At 70.8% G+C, this 19239-nt stretch carries 15 protein-coding genes; 7 read left to right on the top strand and 8 right to left on the bottom strand.

Translation table 11 applies throughout. The features are described 5' to 3' along the window. Nucleotides 1–11: 11 nt before the first annotated feature. Both AB0J93_RS02290 and AB0J93_RS02285 read left to right on the top strand, forming a co-directional pair. Nucleotides 12–353 carry a YciI family protein gene (locus AB0J93_RS02290; RefSeq protein ID WP_363917268.1) on the top strand — a complete coding sequence of 114 codons (342 nt, stop codon included), beginning with the start codon at nucleotides 12–14 and terminating at the stop codon, nucleotides 351–353. Then, nucleotides 350–1618 carry an RNA polymerase sigma factor gene (locus AB0J93_RS02285; RefSeq protein WP_363917266.1) on the top strand — a complete coding sequence of 423 codons (1269 nt, stop codon included), beginning with the start codon at nucleotides 350–352 and terminating at the stop codon, nucleotides 1616–1618. Before AB0J93_RS02290 ends, AB0J93_RS02285 begins: the two co-directional genes overlap by 4 nt. A gap of 224 nt (nucleotides 1619–1842) precedes the next feature. On the opposite strand, the gene AB0J93_RS02280 is transcribed toward AB0J93_RS02285, so the two are convergent. Next, on the bottom strand, nucleotides 1843–2793 hold the full coding sequence (locus AB0J93_RS02280; protein ID WP_363917264.1) for a DUF2332 domain-containing protein: 951 nt from the start codon (nucleotides 2791–2793) through the stop codon (nucleotides 1843–1845). Nucleotides 2794–2935: 142 nt separating this feature from the next. On the opposite strand from AB0J93_RS02280, the gene AB0J93_RS02275 reads away from it, so the two are divergent. After that, nucleotides 2936–3391: an HIT family protein gene (locus AB0J93_RS02275; RefSeq protein WP_363917262.1), complete on the top strand. Its 456-nt coding sequence runs from the start codon at nucleotides 2936–2938 to the stop codon at nucleotides 3389–3391. 120 nt (nucleotides 3392–3511) lie between these two features. Here AB0J93_RS02275 and AB0J93_RS02270 read toward each other — a convergent pair whose 3' ends face one another. Together AB0J93_RS02270 and nrdR are read right to left on the bottom strand one after the other, a co-directional pair. Next, nucleotides 3512–6391 (bottom strand): vitamin B12-dependent ribonucleotide reductase, encoded by a 2880-nt coding sequence (locus tag AB0J93_RS02270; RefSeq protein WP_363917260.1) that lies wholly within the window; start codon nucleotides 6389–6391, stop codon nucleotides 3512–3514. A 66-nt stretch (nucleotides 6392–6457) separates the two neighbouring features. After that, a complete protein-coding gene (nrdR, locus tag AB0J93_RS02265) occupies nucleotides 6458–6946 on the bottom strand; it encodes a transcriptional regulator NrdR (RefSeq protein WP_363917258.1) in 489 nt (162 codons plus the stop codon). Nucleotides 6947–7500: 554 nt separating this feature from the next. Here nrdR and lexA point away from each other — a divergent pair. Beyond that, entirely contained in the window at nucleotides 7501–8283 is a 783-nt protein-coding gene (lexA, locus tag AB0J93_RS02260; RefSeq protein WP_363917256.1) for a transcriptional repressor LexA, read from the top strand. A gap of 53 nt (nucleotides 8284–8336) precedes the next feature. On the opposite strand, the gene AB0J93_RS02255 is transcribed toward lexA, so the two are convergent. Both AB0J93_RS02255 and hflX read right to left on the bottom strand, forming a co-directional pair. Further along, nucleotides 8337–10040, bottom strand: a complete 1704-nt coding sequence (locus AB0J93_RS02255; protein ID WP_363917254.1) for a hypothetical protein — start codon at nucleotides 10038–10040, stop codon at nucleotides 8337–8339. Between the two features lie 64 nt (nucleotides 10041–10104). Next, a complete protein-coding gene (gene hflX / locus AB0J93_RS02250; RefSeq protein ID WP_363917252.1) occupies nucleotides 10105–11553 on the bottom strand; it encodes a GTPase HflX in 1449 nt (482 codons plus the stop codon). Between the two features lie 175 nt (nucleotides 11554–11728). On the opposite strand from hflX, the gene AB0J93_RS02245 reads away from it, so the two are divergent. Beyond that, on the top strand, nucleotides 11729–13201 hold the full coding sequence (locus tag AB0J93_RS02245) for an NAD-dependent malic enzyme (protein ID WP_363917250.1): 1473 nt from the start codon (nucleotides 11729–11731) through the stop codon (nucleotides 13199–13201). Nucleotides 13202–13357: 156 nt separating this feature from the next. Here AB0J93_RS02245 and dapF read toward each other — a convergent pair whose 3' ends face one another. The 3 genes from dapF to AB0J93_RS02230 are packed head-to-tail and all read right to left on the bottom strand — an operon-like array spanning nucleotide 13358 to nucleotide 15850. Further along, on the bottom strand, nucleotides 13358–14197 hold the full coding sequence (gene dapF, locus AB0J93_RS02240; RefSeq protein ID WP_363917248.1) for a diaminopimelate epimerase: 840 nt from the start codon (nucleotides 14195–14197) through the stop codon (nucleotides 13358–13360). Between the two features lie 7 nt (nucleotides 14198–14204). After that, nucleotides 14205–15122, bottom strand: a complete 918-nt coding sequence (gene miaA, locus AB0J93_RS02235) for a tRNA (adenosine(37)-N6)-dimethylallyltransferase MiaA (RefSeq protein WP_363917246.1) — start codon at nucleotides 15120–15122, stop codon at nucleotides 14205–14207. Then, the gene (locus AB0J93_RS02230) at nucleotides 15119–15850 is read right to left on the bottom strand and encodes a class III extradiol dioxygenase subunit B-like domain-containing protein (RefSeq protein ID WP_363917244.1); all 732 of its coding nucleotides are present in this window, start codon (nucleotides 15848–15850) and stop codon (nucleotides 15119–15121) included. The genes miaA and AB0J93_RS02230 overlap by 4 nt, the downstream gene beginning before the upstream one ends. A 262-nt stretch (nucleotides 15851–16112) precedes the next feature. Here AB0J93_RS02230 and AB0J93_RS02225 point away from each other — a divergent pair, with 262 nt between their 5' ends. Both AB0J93_RS02225 and AB0J93_RS02220 read left to right on the top strand, forming a co-directional pair. Continuing rightward, nucleotides 16113–17321: a DUF349 domain-containing protein gene (locus AB0J93_RS02225; protein WP_363917242.1), complete on the top strand. Its 1209-nt coding sequence runs from the start codon at nucleotides 16113–16115 to the stop codon at nucleotides 17319–17321. 425 nt (nucleotides 17322–17746) lie between these two features. After that, nucleotides 17747–19189 (top strand): RICIN domain-containing protein, encoded by a 1443-nt coding sequence (locus AB0J93_RS02220; protein WP_363917240.1) that lies wholly within the window; start codon nucleotides 17747–17749, stop codon nucleotides 19187–19189. Nucleotides 19190–19239 lie beyond the last annotated feature (50 nt).

The following is a 19239-nucleotide window of genomic DNA, read 5'->3' as shown; positions in this document are numbered from 1 at the left end:
AAGGAGACCTCATGGCCCAGTACGCAGTCCTGATCTACTCGCCGGCACCGGCCGACCCGATGGACCTCACCCCCGACTACGTCGCCCTGCTGGAGCGGTATCCCGCGCAGGTGGCCGAACTGGGCGGGCAGATCGTGACGGGCTTCGCGCTGCAACCGAGCACCACCGCCACCGCGGTACGCGGCGACCTCGTCACCGACGGCCCGTTCATCGAGGCCAAGGAGGTCGTCGCCGGGTTCTTCGTCCTGGAGGCACCCGACCCGGACACCGCTGTGAAGATCGCCAAGCTGAACCCGGCCACCATCCACGGCGGGGTGGAGGTCCGGCCGCTGTTCCAGCCGCCCGCCGAGTGAGCGACGGCGAGCGCACCGTCGGGCCGGCCACGACCGCCGAGGTCGAACGGGCCGTCGCGGACGCGCACCGCCGCGAGTGGACCTTCGTACTCGCCGCCACGGCGCGCGTCGCCGGTGACTTCGACCTCGCCGAGGAGAGCGTCCAGGAGGCGTACGTGGCCGCGCTCGGCGCCTGGGCCCGCGACGGCGTACCGGACCGGCCCGGTGCGTGGCTCACCGCCACCGCCCGGCGCAAGGCTCTCGACGTGCTGCGCCGGCGGCAGGTGCTGCGTACCAAACTGCCCCTGCTCGTGGAACCGGACCAGGCAGAACCGGATGTCCCGGACGAGGTGGCCGTGCCGGACGACCGGCTGCGCCTGGTCTTCACCTGCTGTCATCCGGCGCTCGCCCGGGAGGCGCAGGTGGCGCTCACCCTGCGCCTGGTCTGCGGGGTGAGCACCGCCGACATCGCCAGCGTCTTCCTGGTCCCCGAGCCCACCATGGCGGCACGCATCACCCGCGCCAAGAAGAAGATCGCCGCCGCCCGGATCCCCTACCGGGTCCCGGAGGCCGCCGAACTGCCCGAACGGCTCGACGCGGTGCTCACCGTCGTACACCTGCTCTACACCACCGGACACACCGCGCCCACCGGCAGCGACCTGGTCCGTGCCGACCTGGTCGACCGGGCGCTGCACCTGGGCCGGATGCTGGCGGCCCTCCTGCCCGACGAACCGGAGGTACGCGGGCTGCTCGCGCTGCTGCTGCTCACCGACGCCCGCCGGACCACCCGTACCGACGCCAGGGGCCGGCTGCTGCGGCTGGAGGACCAGGACCGTTCCGGTTGGGACCGGGACGCCATCGACGAAGGACACCGCCTGGTGCTCGACGCGTTCCGCACCGGACGGACCGGCCGGTACGCGCTCCAAGCCGCCATCGCCTCACTGCACGCCCTCGCGCCCAGCTACGAGGCGACCGACTGGCCGCAGATCGTTCGACTCTACGACGCGTTGCTGGACCGCTGGCCCTCACCGGTGGTCGCGTTGAACCGGGCGGTGGCGGTGTCGATGGTGGACGGAGCCGGCGTGGCGCTCGCCGAGGTCGACGCCCTCGCCCGCGACCCGCGACTGGCCGGTTACCACTACGTGCCGGCGATCCGGGCCGACCTGCTGCGCCGACTGGGCCGCGACGCCGAGGCGGCCCAGGCCTACCGGGATGCCCTGGAACTGGTCGACAACGACGCCGAACGCGACTTCCTCACCACCCGCCTATCCGAGCCCACCCCCTGAAGCTCCCCACCCCTGCCCGTCGATCATGCACTTGTGGTCGCCGAAATGGCCGTCTTCAGCCACTTCGTCCCGACAGAAAGTGCAAGATCGACGCGCTACGTGCGGGGTGGGCGAGGTTCGTCGGCTGCGCGATCTGCGACCCGGTCATCGCGCTCTGGTGCCTGACCGGTGGCTGGTCGCTGCGGGACCACCTGCTCCGCCGACGGCCAGCGCAGCCGTGGCGGCTAACCGAACCAGGTGATCTCCTGACCGTGCCCGCGGGTCCAGGCCAGGGGCTGCCCGTCGAGCGCGAGCACGTTGAGGTGCGCATCGGTCGGTGGCTGCGGCAGCGCGGCATACGGCAGCACGCTCGGCCCCTCGTTGGAGATCCAGTGACCGGGCAGCCCGCGTACCGTCTCAGCGAAGGCCGTCCGGCGCGGCGCCGGCACCAGGTAGAGCACGCTGGTGTGGAAGACGACCAGGGTGGCGTCGGCCGGTGCCTGCGCGGCCAGCGCCGGCAGGTCGTCGACCAGGTCGCCACGCACCAGCAGCGGCGGGTCGGCGGCGGCGACGGCCGCCGCCGCCCGCAGTCGGTCCCGGCGGTGCTCGTTCTCCGGCCAGATTAGGGCGTCGAGCCACGCCACGTCGTCGGGATCGGTCACGTCGAGGGGATTCAGGTCCAGGCCGGCCCGCCACACCACCTCCGGCCGGTGGTCCGGCGGCGTCAGGTTCGTGACCACACAATCGAGCACCGGCTCCCCCGCGCCGATCAGGTGACCACCGGGTGTCCTGCCGGCATAACGGTAGGCGTACCGGTCCGGGTAGAGACAGAGTCCGGCGGAGGCACCGACCTCCAGCAGCGCGAGCGGCTGCGGCAGCGCCGCGAGCAACGGCAGCAGTACGGCGCAGCGGCCGGCCTCGTTGGTCTGGGTGACCCGGGTGCGGATCTCCGCCTCGACCGTCGACCAGTTGGCCAGCGTGTAGTCACGGAACGCGGCCGGTTCGTCGACCGGGCCGCCGAGCAGGCGTACCACCCCGAACAACAGGTTCGGCTGCTGCTTAGCCTCCGGCAGGGTGCCGAGCAGACTGAGCAGTTCCTCGTCGCCGGACACCGAGCGGGCCAGCCGCTCGTACGAGGGAGAGACCCCGCGCGCCTCGCGCTCGGCGAACCTGACGTAGCGCTCAGCGATCGTCATGACCCGATCATCGCAACAATCCGCTCCCAGAGAACGGTGACCTTCATCGCCGCCGCTCGTCACGAGATCTTGGTGCGAAGCTGCCCCTCCGAGGGCGGTTTCGCGCCAAGATCCCGTGGTCGTCGCTCGATACGGTGCGGGGGTGGACTGCCATGTGTGTCGTAGCGAGGAGCGGTTCGACACGCTGCCGCCACGGGAACGCGTCGACGCCGACGAGCACTGGCGGGTGGTGCACGCGTTCGACAGCCGGCTGCCCGGCTGGCTGGTGCTCGTGCCCCGCCGGCACGTCACCTCGATAGCCGAACTGACCGACGCCGAGGCGGCGAGCCTCGGCACCTGGCAGGTCCGGCTCTCCCGGGCGCTTACCGCCGTCACCGGCTGCGTGAAGACCTACGTCATGCAGTACGCCGAACAGGCCGGCTTCGCGCACGTCCACTTCCACGTGGTGCCGCGCCCGGCGGACATCCCACTCGACCGCCGAGGCCCGCGTGCCTTCGCCTACCTCCACGCGCCACCCGACGAGCGTGTCCCCGAGGCCGACATGGACACCCTCGCCATCGAGCTGCGCGGACACCTCGCTACCGAATCCATCCCATGAAGCGCCGGCTCGACCAGTCTTGGTACGAAAGTACCCCTGGGAGGGCGGTTCCGCTCCAAGGTGCCAGGAGCCGAACGAGCCCCGGACGGTGCTCCGCCCGGGGCTCGTCGCGTACTCGGGTCAGCTACAACCGCTGGTGGAGCCGCAGCCTTCGCAGACGTAGCAGCTACCGGCGGGGCGCATCTTCGTACCGCAGGTGAAGCAGAGCGGCGCGTCGGCGGCCTTGCCGATCACGGCCTCCAGCAGCTCGGTGCTGGAACCGACCGACGGTGCCGGCTTGACCGCGGCGACGTCGGCGAGTTCCTGGGCCGGCTGGGCGACCGGGCCGGCCTTCGGCTCCTCCGGCTTGCTCTCCACCGGAGCGGAGGCGGCCATGGCCGTGAGGTCGGTGCCGTTCGCCTCCGCCTCGGCCTCGGCCCGCAACTGGGCGGCCCGCTCCTGAGCGGTGAAGATGCCCAGTTCGGCGCGGCGCTCGTAGGGCAGGAAGTCCAGTGCCAGGCGACGGAAGATGTAGTCCATCACCGAGGCGGCCATCCGCACGTCCGGGTCGTCGGTCATGCCCGCCGGCTCGAAGCGCATGTTCGTGAACTTGCTGACGTACGTCTCCAGCGGAACGCCGTACTGCAGGCCGATGGAGATGGCCACCGAGAAGGCGTCCATCACGCCGGCCAGAGTGGAGCCCTGCTTCGACATCTTGAGGAAGACCTCGCCGAGACCGTCGTCCGGGTACGACGAGGCGGTGAGGTAACCCTCGGCGCCGCCGACGGAGAAGCTGACCGTCTCCGACGGGCGCTTCTTCGGCAGCCGCTTGCGCACCGGGCGGTACTCGACGACCTTCTCCACCACCGGCTCGACGGCGGTGGTGGTCGCCTCCGGCTCGGCGGCCTTCTTCTTCGCCGCCGACAGCGGCTGGCCGACCTTGCAGTTGTCCCGGTAGATCGCCAGCGCCTTCAGGCCGAGCTTCCAGCCCTCGAAGTAGATCTTCTCGACGTCCTCGACGGTGGCCTGCTCCGGCATGTTGACCGTCTTGGAGATGGCGCCGGAGATGAACGGCTGGACCGCCGCCATCATCCGCACGTGACCCATCGGCGCGATGGAACGCTCGCCCATGGCGCAGTCGAAGACCGGGTAGTGCTCCGGCTTGAGGCCGGGGGCGTCCACCACGTGCCCCTGGTCGGCGATGTGCTCGACGATCGCCTCGACCTGCTCCTCCGGGTACCCGAGGGAGCGCAGGGCGCGCGGCACGGTCTGGTTGACGATCTGCATCGAGCCGCCGCCGACCAGCTTCTTGAACTTGACAAGCGCCAGGTCCGGCTCCACGCCGGTGGTGTCGCAGTCCATCATCAGGCCGATGGTGCCGGTCGGCGCGAGCACGCTGGCCTGGGAGTTGCGCCAGCCGTTCTTGTCACCGATCTTGTTGCCGAGCGTCCACTGCTTCGTGGCCTCGCGGACCACCGCGGTGGCCACCGTGCCGGACGGCTTGATCTCGTCGTTGGCGGCGGCGTGCTTGCGCATCACCCGCTTGTGCGGCTCCGCGTTGCGGGCGTAACCGTCGTACGCGCCGACGATGCCGGCCAGCTCGGCCGAGCGGCGGTACGCCGTGCCGGTCATCAGCGAGGTGATCGCGGCCGACAGCGAGCGGCCCTGGTCCGAGTCGTACGGCAGGCCGGAGGCCATCAGCAGGGCGCCCAGGTTGGCGTAGCCGATGCCGAGCTGCCGGTACGCCCGGGTGGTCTCGCCGATCTTCTCGGTCGGGAAGTCGGCGAAGCAGATCGAGATGTCCATCGCGGTGATGACCAGCTCGACCGACCTGACGAACTTCTCCACCTCGAAGCCACCGTCGGCGCGGAGGAACTTCATCAGGTTCAACGAGGCCAGGTTGCACGAGGAGTTGTCCAGGTGCAGGTATTCCGAGCACGGGTTCGACGCGGTGATCCGGCCGGTCTCCGGGCAGGTGTGCCAGTCGTTGATGGTGTCGTCGTACTGGAGGCCGGGGTCGGCGCACTCCCAGGCGGCCTTGGAGATGGTGCGGAACAGGTTCTTGGCGTCGACGGTGTCAATCACCGCGCCGTCGAGTCGGCCGCGCAGGTCGAAGCTGCCGCCGCTCTCCACCGCCGACATGAACTCGTCGGAGACCCGGACCGAGTTGTTGGCGTTCTGGTACTGCACGCTGACGATGTCGGAACCGCCGAGGTCCATGTCGAACCCGGCGTCGCGCAACGCGCGGATCTTGTCTTCCTCGCGCGCCTTGGTGACCACGAACTCCTCGATGTCCGGGTGGTCGACGTCGAGGATGACCATCTTGGCCGCGCGACGGGTGGCACCGCCGGACTTGATGGTGCCGGCGGACGCGTCGGCGCCGCGCATGAAGCTGACCGGACCGGAGGCGGTGCCGCCGGAGGAGAGCAACTCCCGGGAGGAACGGATCCGGGACAGGTTGACCCCGGAGCCGGAGCCACCCTTGAAGATCAGCCCCTCCTCCTTGTACCAGTCCAGGATGGAGTCCATCGAGTCGTCGACGGCGAGGATGAAACACGCGCTGACCTGCTGGGGTGAGGGCGTGCCGACGTTGAACCAGACCGGGGAGTTGAAGCTGAACACCTGGTGCAGCAGCATCCAGGTCAGCTCGTGCGCGAAGACCTCGGCGTCGGCCGGGGAGGCGAAGTAGCCGTACTCCTCGCCGGCGGTGCGGTAGGTGGTGACCACCCGGTCGATCAACTGCTTGAGCGACCACTCGCGTTCCGGGGTCCCCACCGCGCCCCGGAAGTACTTGGTGGTCACGATGTTGGCCGCGTTGACGCTCCAACTCTCCGGGTACTCCACGCCCCGCTGCTCGAAGTTGATCGAGCCGTCCCGCCAGTTCGTCATCACGACGTCGCGGCGCTCCCAGCTGACCTCGTCGTACGGGTGCACCCCCGCGGTCGTCCAGACCCGCTCGACCTTGAGCCCCGCGCCCGCCTTGCTTCGTGACCTACTTGTCGTCACACCGTCCCCCGGCATCTCATCCGCCCCCTCGTCCGCGCGGGCCCGCCGCGCGATCCGACTGTCACTGGTACTGCTGAAAAATCACTGCGCGCTGGCCGGCTCGGCACCGGCAGCCTCTCGGGCCCGCGCCGCAGCCCGTAGCGTCTCGATCTCCCGCTCGAAGTCGGCGAGCGAGTCGAACGACCGGTAGACGCTGGCGAACCGCAGGTAGGCGACCTCGTCCAGGTCCCGCAGCGGACCCAGGATGGCCAGCCCCACCTCGTGGCTGGGAAGCTCGGCCGCCCCCTTGGCCCGGACGGTCTCCTCGACCCGCTGCGCCAGCAGCGCGATCGAATCCTCGTCGACCGGCCGACCCTGGCACGCCTTGCGCACCCCGCCGATGATCTTCGTCCGGCTGAACGGCTCGGTCACGCCGCTGCGCTTGACCACGGCGAGCACCGCCTCCTCGACCGTGGTGAACCGCTTGCCACACTCGGGGCAGGACCGCCGCCGCCGGATCAGCTGGCCGTCGTCGGCCTCGCGCGAGTCGACCACCCGGGAGTCGGCGTGCCGGCAGTACGGACACCGCATCGCCCGACCTCCTTGATCGACCACAGGTCCGCCCGCCCGCGCTCCGGGCACGCCTCGGTAAGCCGGAGCCATCCCCGCAGGATGGCCGCCAGCTTGGCGGTACGGGAGTGCGGTCGGTAGTCGAACCCAACCTGTAGGCAACTTACGCCCATGTGACTACTACATCTAGGGGTTGACCGTATGTCGCCGGCGATCCGGGGTCAAGTTGGCCGGCGTGTCCGGCGCGTCACCTCAGACCTCACCCGCACCACCCGTTCTCCGCAACCGGAGAACCCAACGCGAACCCGGCCGCACCGGTTACCACCCCGTCGGGCGGGAGCATTGACAATTCCCATCCACTCGAACACCCGTACTATTTATCAGTACGGGGCGGAAGCCGTGCTGATTTTCCGCATCGACACGCGGTGGAAGGTCGTACAGATGTTTGAAAAAGACCGATCTCACCTATACGGTCATGAACAGCCGGAGGTGACCATGGTCGACCCACCGGCCAGCAGATCACCGTGCGCACCACGAGCCGCCGAGGCACTCAGCGCCGACCAGGGAGGACGGACGTGACCGAGGACCGGGCCAACCGGCCACAGAGCCCGCAGCAGAGCGTCGAGGCGGGCCCCCCGGCCGCCCGACGCCGGAGTGTCACCCGTGCCCGCTCCGGTCAGCCGACCGTGCGCCCGGTGACCCCGGTGGTCAGCAGTTTCCCCGACCCGGCGACGGTCGACCTGACCGCCCGGCAGCGACGCATCCTGGACTTCATCCGCACCTGGGTGGAGCGTCACGGCTACCCGCCGAGCGTGCGCGAGATCGGTGAGGCGGTCGGGCTGGTCTCCCCGTCCAGCGTCGCCTACCAGCTCAAGGAGCTGGAGAAGAAGGGCTTTCTCCGACGCGACCCGAACCGCCCACGGGCGGTCGACGTCCGCTCCCCGAACGACGTCGACGACGAGCTGACCCGCTCCCAGCGACCCACCCCGGCCTACGTCCCGATGCTCGGTCGCATCGCCGCCGGTGGACCGATCCTCGCCGAGCAGTCGATGGAAGATGTCTTCCCGCTGCCGCGCGAGCTGGTCGGCGAGGGCGAGGTCTTCATGCTCCAGGTCAAGGGTGACTCGATGCTCGACGCGGCGATCTGCGACGGCGACTGGGTGGTCGTCCGGCAACAGCCGACCGCGGACTCGGGTGAGATCGTCGCCGCCATGCTGGACGGCGAGGCGACCGTGAAGACCTACCGCCGACGCGACGGTCACGTCTGGCTGATGCCGCAAAATCCGGCCTTCGATCCGATCCCCGGCGATGACGCCACCATCATGGGTCGGGTGGTCGCGGTGCTGCGCCGCATCTGACTCGGCGGTCTGCGGCGACCGGTACCGGCCCGAGGTCAGTACCGGTCGTCAAATCAGTACCGGTCGCCCCGGTAGCCGTAGTTGCCACCGCGCACCTGACCGTACGGCTCGCCGTCGTCCTCCCGGTACCGAGAGGAGCGTCGCCCCCGGTAGTCCGGCTCGGCCGGACCACCACGCCGGGGTGGCTCCGCGCGCCCTCCCCCGCCGGGCTGCCCGCCGCCGCGTGCGCCATTGCCGCCGTAGACCCCACCGCCGGGGCGTCCACCGCCACCGGACTGTCGGCCACCGCCCGGCCTCCCGCCGTAGACGGGAGCACCCTCACCGCCGGGCCGGCCACCACCGCCGTAGACGCCGCCGCCCTGCCCCGGGCGAGCACCGTTGCCGGCGGCCGGTCGGCCACCGCCGCCGTACACGCCGCCGCCCGGGCGTGCGCCACCGCCGGGCCGCTCGCCAGCCGGCGCGCCCCCGTAGACGCCACCGGCCGCCGCCCCGCCGTACACCCCGCCACGGCCCCGGTCCTGGGCCGAGCCGAATCCGTCGCCCTTGCGCTTCGCGGCAGCGCCGTCATCGTCGCCGTCGCGGTTCCTGCCGGCCGAGGCCGGGCGCTTGCGGGCGCGCAGGATGCCGAAGATGCCCGCGCCGACCAGCAGGGCTCCGAGCACGCCGACCGCGGCGATCAGGTACATGATGTCGGTCGGGGTCAGCCCGTCGAGGAACGACTGCCCGGTCTTCTGTGCCGCGTCGGCATCACCGGCCAGGTCCTTCGGCCCTTCGGTGGAGGGGGTGTAGCTGAGGATGTTGACGGGGTCGTCGTCCTCCAGGTGGCCGGCGTCGGAGACGGTCAGGAACGTCTTGCCGTCGGTCGAGTAGGCGATCGCCTCGCCGAACGGGTCGGCGAGGGCGGTGACCCGGGGGGTGGTAGTGGTGAGGGCGGTGACGATGTCGCCGTTCTGGACGTCGTACTCGAAGGCGTCGGCGTAGGTGCGCAGGACCACCCGTGAGCCGTCCAGAGATCGGGCCGCACCGGTGATCGCGACCCGGCCGAAGGTGCTCAGCGGGTTCTCGGTGTCCGTCCTCGGCAGCTCGATGTCGCCGAGCTTCTTCATCGGCACGGGCTCGGTGTTACCGGTCTTGAGCGCCCCGTCCGGCGTGAAGATCTCGGCTTTGCCGGCGGTGACCTTGGTGATGATCACCGGCAGCTTGTCGTCGCCGATCAGCAGCGCCTCGGCATCGCGCGGCTTGCCGTCCGGGTACGACAGCCGGTGCAGCTTCGGCTGACTGCCGCCGCCGATCGGCATGCTCCAGACCGCCACCCGCTCGCGGCGCTCGCGGCTTGTCACGTTGTCGCCGGTGTCGGCGATCCACAGCGTCTTGCCGTCCGGCGAGACGGCGAGATCCTCGGTGTCGAACGGCCCCGCCCCGGAGTAGGGGACCTCGCGGACGACCTGGCAGTCCTTGTTGAGGTAGAAGACCTGCTTGCGGTCGTTCTGCTCGCTGCTGTCGTTGACGACGATGTAGCCGTTCTTCGTCGCCACCAGGCCGGACAGCTCACGCAGCCGCGAGTCGGTGACCGAGCACTGCTTCTTGCCCGCCGCCGTGACCGGCGGCCCCACAACGGCGGCCGGGAAGGCCGCAGCCACGGAAGACGCTGCCTTGGCGGGTGTCGAGCCGGGCGCGGCGAGCGCGGCACCGGTGACCGCCACGGTGGCCCCGACCAGGCCGAGGGCAACCGTGACGGAGGAAACAGTGCGGAGCATGAAAGAAGTGTCGCATGCCGCAGGTTTCCATCGGGTGACGCGGCGGTGCGGTCACCGCAGGCGATCACCGCGTGATACGGGCCGCCTGCGCCGTGTCGTGGTACGGGGCCAGTTCGGCCGCGAGCGCCTCGTTGACCCGTACGTGCAGCATCGTCCCTTCCGGCAGGTGGGCGGTGCTGAGCACCTCGCCCTGCCGGTGCAGCCGGGCCACCAGGTCGCCCCGGTCGTACGGCAGCACCACGCGCACCTCGATCGCCGGGCGGGGCAGCCGCCGCTCGATCGTTTCGCGTAGCTCGTCGATGCCGCGACCGCGGTGTGCGGAGACGAATACCGCCTCGGGCCAGAGCCGCTTGAGCCGGAGCAGGGTCTCCTCGTCGGCCGCGTCGGTCTTGTTGACCACCAGCAGCTCGGGCAGCCGATCGGCGCCGACCTCGCCGAGCACCTCGCGGACGGCCCGGACCTGCTCCTCCGGATCGGGGTGGGCACCGTCGACCACGTGCACCACCAGATCCGCCTCGGCGACCTCCTCCAGCGTCGAGCGGAACGCCTCGACGATCTGGTGGGGCAGGTGCCGAACGAAGCCCACGGTGTCGCTCAGGGTGTAGACCCGCCCGTCGGACGTGGTGGACCGGCGGGTGGTCGGGTCGAGCGTGGCGAACAGCGCGTCCTCCACCAGCACGCCCGCCCCGGTCAGGCGGTTCAGCAGGCTGGACTTTCCGGCGTTGGTGTAGCCGGCGATCGCCACCGCGGGCACCGCGTTGCGGGTGCGCCGGGCGCGCTTGGTCTCGCGTACCGTCCGCATGGCCTTGATCTCCCGGCGGAGCCGGGCGATGCGGTGGCGGATGCGCCGCCGGTCGGTCTCCAGCTTGGTCTCACCGGGGCCACGGACACCGACGCCGCCGCCGGCACCACCGCCCCGGCCCGACCCACCGGTCTGCCGGGACAGCGTCTCGCCCCAGCCGCGCAACCGGGGCAGGAGGTATTCCAGCTGGGCCAGCTCGACCTGCGCCCGGCCCTCCTTGCTCTTGGCGTGCTGGGCGAAGATGTCGAGGATCAGCGCGGTGCGGTCGACCACCTTGACCTTGGTGCGCTGCTCCAGGTTGCGCAGTTGGGACGGGGACAGCTCGCCGTCGCAGATCACCGTGTCGGCGCCGGCGGAGAGCACCACCGAACTGAGGTCGTCGACCTTGCCGCGACCGACGTAGGTCGCCGGGTCGGGGCGGTTGCGTCGCTGGATGAGCCCTTCGAGCACCTGCGAGCCGGCGGTCTCCGCCAACGCGGCCAGCTCGGTGAGGGAATTCTCCGCGTCGACCTGGGTGCCCTCGGTCCAGACGCCGACCAGCACCACCCGCTCCAGCCGGAGCTGTCGGTATTCGACCTCGGTGACGTCGGTCAGCTCGGTGGAGAGACCGGGGACCCGTCGCAGTGCCTGCCGTTCGGAGAGCTCGTATTCGCCGGTGGTGGTGTCGAGCTCGTCGTCGGGGATGGAAACGTAGGTCTCCTGGTCTCGCAAGCGATCTCTCCTGTCCGTTCTGTGCACGTACCGAGTAATCCTGACATGTGTCAACGCCCGCTGCACCTGGTATATGCCCGCCAACAGAGCGGCGAGAGCGGGGGCGGATGCCGACTGCCCAGGGCGGGCGAGTAGAAATGCGGACGAGCCGTTCAGCGCCGACGGAGGGACCTGCGTGGCCACGACCCGACTGCCCAGTGCCGGATTCTCGATCACGATCCGGATCGCCGTGCCCGCCGACGCCTCCTCGATCGGCCGACTCACCACGTCGGTGGGTGAGGCCGGGGCGGTCGTCACCGCGCTGGACGTGGTGGACTCCGACCCGACCTGCGTGATCGTCGACCTGACCTGCGACACCGCCGACTCCGGTCACGCCGACCAGGTGGTCGACGCGCTCAGCGCGCTCGACGGCGTGGACGTGCGCAAGGTTTCCGACCGCACCTTCCTGCTGCACCTCGGCGGCAAGATCGAGGTGACTCCGAAGGTCGCCCTGCGGAACCGGGACGAGCTGTCGCGGGCGTACACCCCCGGGGTGGCTCGGGTCTGTCAGGCGATCGCCGACAACCCTGCCGACGCCCGCCGGCTGACCATCAAGCGCAACACGGTGGCGGTGGTCAGCGACGGCTCCGCCGTGCTGGGGCTGGGCAACCTCGGTCCCGCCGCGTCGCTGCCGGTGATGGAGGGCAAGGCGGCGCTGTTCAAGCGCTTCGGCGGGGTGGACGCCTGGCCGGTGGTGCTCGACACGCAGGACACCGACGAGATCGTCGCCATCGTCAAGGCGATCGCACCCGCGTACGGCGGAATCAACCTGGAGGACATCGCCGCGCCGCGTTGCTTCGAGATCGAGGCCCGGTTGCGCGAGGCGCTGGACATTCCGGTCTTCCACGACGATCAGCACGGCACCGCCATCTGCGTGCTGGCCGCACTGACAAACGCGCTGCGCGTCGTGGGCAAGCAGCTCGCGGACGTGCGAGTGGTCGTCTCCGGTGCGGGTGCCGCAGGCACCGCGATCATGAAGCTGCTGCTGCGTCAGGGCGTCGGTGACATCATCGCGTACGACCGGCAGGGTGCCCTGCACCGTGGCCAGCCCGACCTCAACCCGGCCTGGCGGTGGCTGGCCGAGAACACCAACCGGGACGGTTACTCGGGTGACCTGCCCGGTGCGCTGGCCGGTGCCGACGTCTTCATCGGGGTGAGCGCCCCGAACCTGCTCACCGGCGACGACATCGCCACCATGGCGAAGGACGCGATCGTGTTCGCGCTGGCGAACCCGGACCCGGAGGTCGACCCACGGGCGGCGCGCAAGCACGCCGCGGTCGTCGCCACCGGCCGCTCCGACCAGCCGAACCAGATCAACAACGTGCTCGCTTTCCCCGGCGTCTTCCGGGGCATGCTCGACGCGCACGCCGAGGAGTTCACCGAGGAGATGGCGATCGCCGCCGCCCGGGCCATCGCCGACGTGGTGGGCGAGGAAAAGATCAACCCGACGGTCATCGTGCCCAGCGTCTTCGACTCCCGGGTGGCTCCGGCGGTCGCCGCGGCCGTACGCGCCGCCGCCCAGAACCCCACCGTCACCCCACCCCCCGCCGCCGACCCCGGCCCGGCCGATCTCCCCGAGATCGCCGCCACCGCCTCCGCCACCCCCTGACGGCCCCCACCCGCCCCACCCCCACCCCCCACCCCCGCCCGACCCGTGTTGATCATGAGGTTAGCGGCAGTTGTCGATCTTCAAGCTGCCGCTAACCTCATGATCAACGCGAGTGGGGGTGGGGGGTGGGTGGGTGGGGGGGTGGGTCAACGCGGGTCAGGCCGGGGGGAGGGTGAGTTGGCCGGCGGCGACGAGGAGGGCGGGGCCGGAGAGCCAGCAGGAGTCGGGGGTGACGGTCACGGTCAGGTGGCCGCCGGGGACGTCGACGGCGACAGTTCCGGTTTCCCGGTCGGCGTCTCTTAGGGCCACCGCGGCGACGGCGCAGGCACCGGTGCCGCAGGACAGGGTCTCGGCGGAGCCACGCTCGTGGACGCGCATCAGCACGTGTGCGTCGACGCCGGGGACTGGTCCACCGGTGGTGGTGAACTCGACGTTGACCCCGCTGGGAAAGACCGTCGGGTCGACGTCGGGGGCGCGGGTCAGGTCCAGCCCGGCCAGGTCCAGTCCGGCGGGTACCGGGCAGACCAGGTGGGGATTGCCGACGTCCACCGCCGTGCCGGGCAGGGTCAGTCCGCCCAGGGCGGCGGCGGAGGCACCGTACAGCCGGGGTCGTCGCATTTCGACGGCGATGGCGTCGCCCTCGACCCGTGCCCGTACCACGCCGGCCCGGGTGGCCACCGGCAGTGCGTCGCCGGACGGTACGGCGAGCCCGCTGGCCAGCAGGTACCGGACGAAGACGCGGGCACCGTTGCCGCACATCTCGGCGAAGGAGCCGTCGGAGTTCCAGTAGTCCATGAACCACTCGGCCTCGCCGGCCAGGGCAGCGCCGTCGGCGTGCTTCGCGGCGCGGACCACCCGCAGCACGCCGTCCCCGCCGAGGCCACGCCGCCGATCGCAGATCGCCGCCACCAGCTCGGGCGTCAGGTCGAGCGCGCCGTCCGGGTCGGGCAGGATCACGAAGTCGTTGCCGGTGCCGTGTCCCTTGGTGAACTCCACGCCCCCATCATCGCGCAGTCTCGCCGAGGATCCGCATCGCGGCCCCGACCAGCCCCGGGTCGGCCGAGTCGAGCCAGGTCACCCGAGGATCGCGCCGGAACCAGGAGCGCTGGCGGCGGACGAAACGACGGGTGGCCCGGATGGTCTCGTCGTGCGCCTCGGTCTCGGTCAGCTCCCCACCCAGGAAACGCAGCACCTGCTGGTAGCCGAGCGCCCGGCTGGCGGTACGCCCCTGCGGCAGTCCGCGCTCGACCAGCTTCCGGGTCTCCGCGACCAGCCCGTCGGTCCACATCCGGTCGACCCGCAGCGCGATCCGCTCGTCGAGCAGGGCGGTGTCCAGGTCCACGCCGATCTGCACCGCCGGGTAGTACGGCGTCGGCTCCGGCAGCGCCGCGGTGAACGACCCACCGGTCAGCTCGATCACCTCCAGCGCGCGCACGATGCGCCGGCCGTTGCCGGGCAGGATGCCGGCCGCCGCGACCGGGTCGGCCTCGCGCAGCCGCGCGTACAGCGGCGCCGGCCCGAGCGCGGCCAGTTCGCCTTCCAGGCGCTGTCGCAGCGCCGGGTCGGTGCCGGGGAACTCGAACTGTTCCAGCACCGCCCGCACGTAGAGCCCGGACCCACCGACCAGCAGCGGCACCCGGCCCCGAGCGAGGACGTCGTCGACCGCGGCCCGGGCCAGCCGCTGGTACTCCGCCACGCTGGCCGGCTCGGTGACCTCCCAGATGTCGAGGAGGTGATGCGGCACGTCGTCGCGTTCGGCGACGGTGAGCTTCGCCGTACCGATGTCCATACCCCGGTAGAGCTGCATCGAGTCGGCGTTGACCACCTCGCCGTCGAGCGCGTGCGCCAGCGCGATGCTCAGAGCCGACTTGCCGGCCGCCGTCGGCCCGACGACCGCGACCACGACACCCGGGGCGGTCACGACCGCTCCCAGTTCGCCACGAGGTAGCCCACCCCGTAGGGCGCGGCGTGGTAGCGCAGCTCGCCGCGCCACTGGCCGCCCGCTGCCCGCGCGGCACCCGCGAGCACCTGCCACGGCGCCCGTCCCGCGGCCTTGAGCTGCGCCGACAGGTCGGCGTCCAGGCCGAGCAGGGCGTCGCCGTCCGCGTCGGCCAGGGCCCGCGCGACCGTCTCGTCGTACGCCTCCGCGCGCGGATCGGCGTAGCCGGGCGCCTTCTCCCCCCGGCAGGCCGAACCGTCCCCCATCACCAGCAGCGCCCACGGCTGGGTCGAGCCGAGCCGGGCACCGAGGTCGGCGCAGGTCTCGACCGATTCGTCGACCCCGACCGTCGTCATCCGCCAGCCCATGCCGCGGGTCCTGGCCGTCGGTTGCCGGTCGAGCAGCCAGGCACCGACCAGCAGGCCGAGCGGGAGCCGGTCGGTGCCCACCAGCCCGTCGGGGTGGTTGCCGAGGTGCACTTCCAGCGGCACTCCCCACGGCGCGAAGCTGCCTCGGAACGGGAGGTCGAGGTCGGCACTGCGGTCGCCGGCTCCGATCACCAGGACGGTACGCGCTCCCGAGTCGAGCAGCCGGGCGACGGCGGTGTCGCAGGCGGTACGCAGGTCGTCCAGCTCGGACGCGGCGGCACCGGCGATCTCGGGGACGAGCAGTGGCGGGTGGGGGCAGACGGCGGCGGCGACCAGTGGCACCAGGCAACCGTAGCGGCCCGGTTCGGCCGGGTGGCCGCGTGCCGCCGGAGAGGACCATCGCGCCGCACGTACGCCGTACGGTCGAAAGCGGCACGCCGGTCGGATGGCCCAGACAGGCCCTAGGACACCGTATGGTCACGGTCGGCGATAGGCGCTCGACGCGGACCGGGGCGCACCTGTGACAATGCCCGGAGAAACTTGGCTGCGCCGTGGCGGCGCCCGGGAGGCTGCTCCCTGGTGCCGGGAGAACGAGGATGGGCACATGAGCGACTGGACTGCCTTCGGACGGGTGGACGCGGACGGCACCGTTTACGTCAAGACCGCCGAGGGCGAGCGGGTGGTCGGATCCTGGCAGGCGGGAGCACCGGAGGAAGGGCTGGCACACTTCGCACGCCGCTTCGCCGACCTGGTGACCGAGGTGGATCTGACCGAGGCACGGCTCAATTCCGGTGCGGCGGACGCCAACCACTCGCTCGCCACCATCCGACGGATCCGCGCCTCTCTCGCCGAGGCGCACGTCGTCGGCGACATCGACGCCCTGGCGACCCGGCTCGACAAGCTCGCCACCGTGGCCGAGGAAAAGGCCGGTGAGGCCCGGGCGGCGAAGGAGGCCGCTCGCGTCGAGGCCCTCGCCCGCAAGACCGCCCTGGTGGAGGAGGCCGAGAAGCTGGCTGCCGAGTCGACCGGCTGGAAGACCGCCGGTGACCGGCTCAAGGAGATCCTCGACGAGTGGAAGGCCATCCGGGGGGTCGACAAGAAGACCGACGGCGAGCTGTGGAAGCGGTTCGCGGCCGCGCGGGACGGTTTCACCCGCCGCCGGGGCGCCCACTTCGCCTCCCTGGACGCGCAACGCAAGCAGGCGCAGACGGTCAAGGAGGAACTGGTCGCCGAGGCTGAGAAGGTCGCCGAATCGACCGACTGGGCGGCGACGGCGAACCATCTGAAGAACCTGATGACGCAGTGGAAGGCCGCGCCGCGCGCGTCGAAGGAGGCCGAGCAGCGGCTCTGGGAGCGGTTCCGGGCCGCCCAGGACTCCTTCTTCAGCCGGCGTAGCGAGGTCTTCTCCGCCCGGGACAACGAGCAGCGCGCGAACCTGGAACGCAAACAGGCGCTGCTCGCCGAGGCCGAGGCGCTCGACGTCGACGGCGACCCGAAGGGCGCGCAGGCGAAACTGCGGGAGATCCAGGCGCAGTGGCACGAGGCCGGTCGGGTGCCGCGCGAGGCGGCCGCCGGGTTGGAGCGCCGGCTGCGTGCGGTCGACGAGAAGGTCCGTGAGGTGATGGACTCGGCCTGGCGGCGCACCAGCCGGGAGGACAATCCGCTGCTGGCCCAGATGCGTTCGCAGGTCGCGGAGGCAGAGGAGCGGCTGGCCCGGGCGCAGGCTGCGGGCGACCCCCGGCGGATCAAGGAGGCCGAGCAGGCGCTCGCCTCGAAGCGCCAGTTCCTCCAGTTGGCCGAGCAGGCCGGCTGACGAAACCGTCGATGCCCTCGGCTCCCCTTCACGGGAGTCGGGGGCATCGTTCTTTTCGCAGGTCGCCGCGATGTTAGCGTACGACATTTACATCGACGTCGATCTGTGATTACCTGGGAAAGCGCTTGCCCTGGCAAGGGGCGAGGCACGGGAGCCAATCCGACCAGTTCATCCCACGGCAGGGCGCATCCTGCGACCGCCACGGCATCGCTGCCGCCGGGCACGGCAGCCTCCACCGCCGGGGCGCACCCCCTGCCGACCACACCGGATGACGCATCCGGGCGTCCGCAACGGCCCACGCCACCCCTCAGCCGCCGTGGCCGCCCACGTCACGGACCGGTCCGGGCCGGTTCTGACCGCCGGTCTTCCGGTGCGCCGACGCGTCACCCGAACCGTCCCATTTATCGAGGATGAGGAGAACGACCGTGCTTGCAGACGTCAAGCCTCGCCTGACGCGACGGTTGGCGGTGCTGGCCGCGACAGCTGTCGCGCTGCCCGCCGCCGCCGTCGCGGTGACCATCACCCCGGCCGCCGCGGCGACCGTCGACACCGGCGCCTACTACGTGTTCGTCAACCGCCACAGCGGCAAGGCCATGGACCTCTGGAACTGGTCCACCGCCGACGGCGGCGAGATCCGGCAGTTCAGCCGCCTCGACGGCAACAACCAGCAGTTCCAGTTCGTCGATGTGGGCAGCGGCTACTACCAGCTGCGCAACCGGCACTCCGGCAAGGTCGTCACGGTGCCCAACTCCAACGACGGGGTGCAGGTCACCCAGGTCACGGCGAGCAGCGACACCAAGCAGCACTGGCGGCTCGCGGACTCCGCCAACGGCGACGTGCGGTTCATCAACCGGCACAGCAACAAGGCCCTCGACCTCTGGGGATGGTCCACGGCCGACGGTGCGATGATCTCTCAGTACGCCGACCTGGACGGCGCCAACCAGCGGTGGCAGCTGGTGCGGCTGAGCGGCGGCACCACTCCCCCACCAACCAACCCGCCCACCACGCCGCAGACCGGGCTGGTCGGCTGGGCCACCCAGAACGGCGGCACCACCGGCGGCGGCAACGCCGGCACCACCACCGTCACCAGCGCCTCGGCGTTGACCAGCGCGCTCAACTCCAGCAGCGCGGCGGTGATCCGGGTCTCCGGCACCATCAACTGCTCGGGAATGCTCCGGGTCCGGTCCAACAAGACCATCCTCGGCAACTCCGGAGCCACCATCGCCGGCTGCGGCTTCAACATCAACGGAGACCGTAACGTCATCATCCGGAACCTGACCTTCCGGAACTGGGACGACGACGCGATCAACGTCCAGGAGTCCGCCACCAACATCTGGATCGACCACAACAGCTTCACCGCCGGGTACGACGGTGCGGTCGACATCAAGCGCGGCTCGGACTTCATCACCGTGTCCTGGAACCGGGTCTACGGCCACGACAAGTCGATGCTGCTCGGGCACAGCGACAGCAACGCCAGCCAGGACGTCGGCCATCTGCGGGTGTCGTACCACCACAACTGGTTCGACGGCAGCAACCAGCGGCACCCTCGGGTCCGCTTCGGCAACCCGGTGCACGTCTACAACAACTACTACAGCAACGTACGCGGCTACGGCGTGGCGTCCACGATGAACGCCGGCGTGCTTGTCGAGGGCAACTACTTCGAGAACACCCCCGACCCGTACCACCTGGGTGAGGGCAGCTCCGGCCCGGGCTCCCTGGTGGCCCGCAACAACCACTTCGTCAACTCCGGTAGCGGGCAGACCGGCGGCAGCGTCGCCGGCATCCCGTACTCGTACACCCTGGACACCCCGAGCAACGTCAAGTCGATCGTGACGGGCGGCGCGGGCGCCGGTCGAATCTCGGTCTGACCGCAAGCTCAGGGCCTGCACTCCTTCCGGGCCCGCCTGAGATGTGTTGA

The sequence above is a fragment of the Micromonospora sp. NPDC049374 genome (assembly GCF_040677165.1).
In the GTDB taxonomy this organism is placed as follows: Bacteria; Actinomycetota; Actinomycetes; order Mycobacteriales; family Micromonosporaceae; genus Micromonospora.
The sequence above is the reverse complement of the archived record's forward strand: the minus strand, read 5'-3'. Positions and strand labels throughout refer to the sequence as shown.

What these genes read in the sequence shown, in the direction of transcription:
- nrdR (WP_363917258.1), bottom strand. Translation starts at nt 6,946, where the DNA reads ATGCGGTGTCCGTACTGCCGGCACGCCGACTCCCGGGTGGTCGACTCG.
- AB0J93_RS02255 (WP_363917254.1), bottom strand. Translation starts at nt 10,040, where the DNA reads ATGCTCCGCACTGTTTCCTCCGTCACGGTTGCCCTCGGCCTGGTCGGG.
- AB0J93_RS02270 (WP_363917260.1), bottom strand. Translation starts at nt 6,391, where the DNA reads ATGCCGGGGGACGGTGTGACGACAAGTAGGTCACGAAGCAAGGCGGGC.
- AB0J93_RS02290 (WP_363917268.1), top strand. Translation starts at nt 12, where the DNA reads ATGGCCCAGTACGCAGTCCTGATCTACTCGCCGGCACCGGCCGACCCG.
- AB0J93_RS02280 (WP_363917264.1), bottom strand. Translation starts at nt 2,793, where the DNA reads ATGACGATCGCTGAGCGCTACGTCAGGTTCGCCGAGCGCGAGGCGCGC.
- AB0J93_RS02225 (WP_363917242.1), top strand. Translation starts at nt 16,113, where the DNA reads ATGAGCGACTGGACTGCCTTCGGACGGGTGGACGCGGACGGCACCGTT.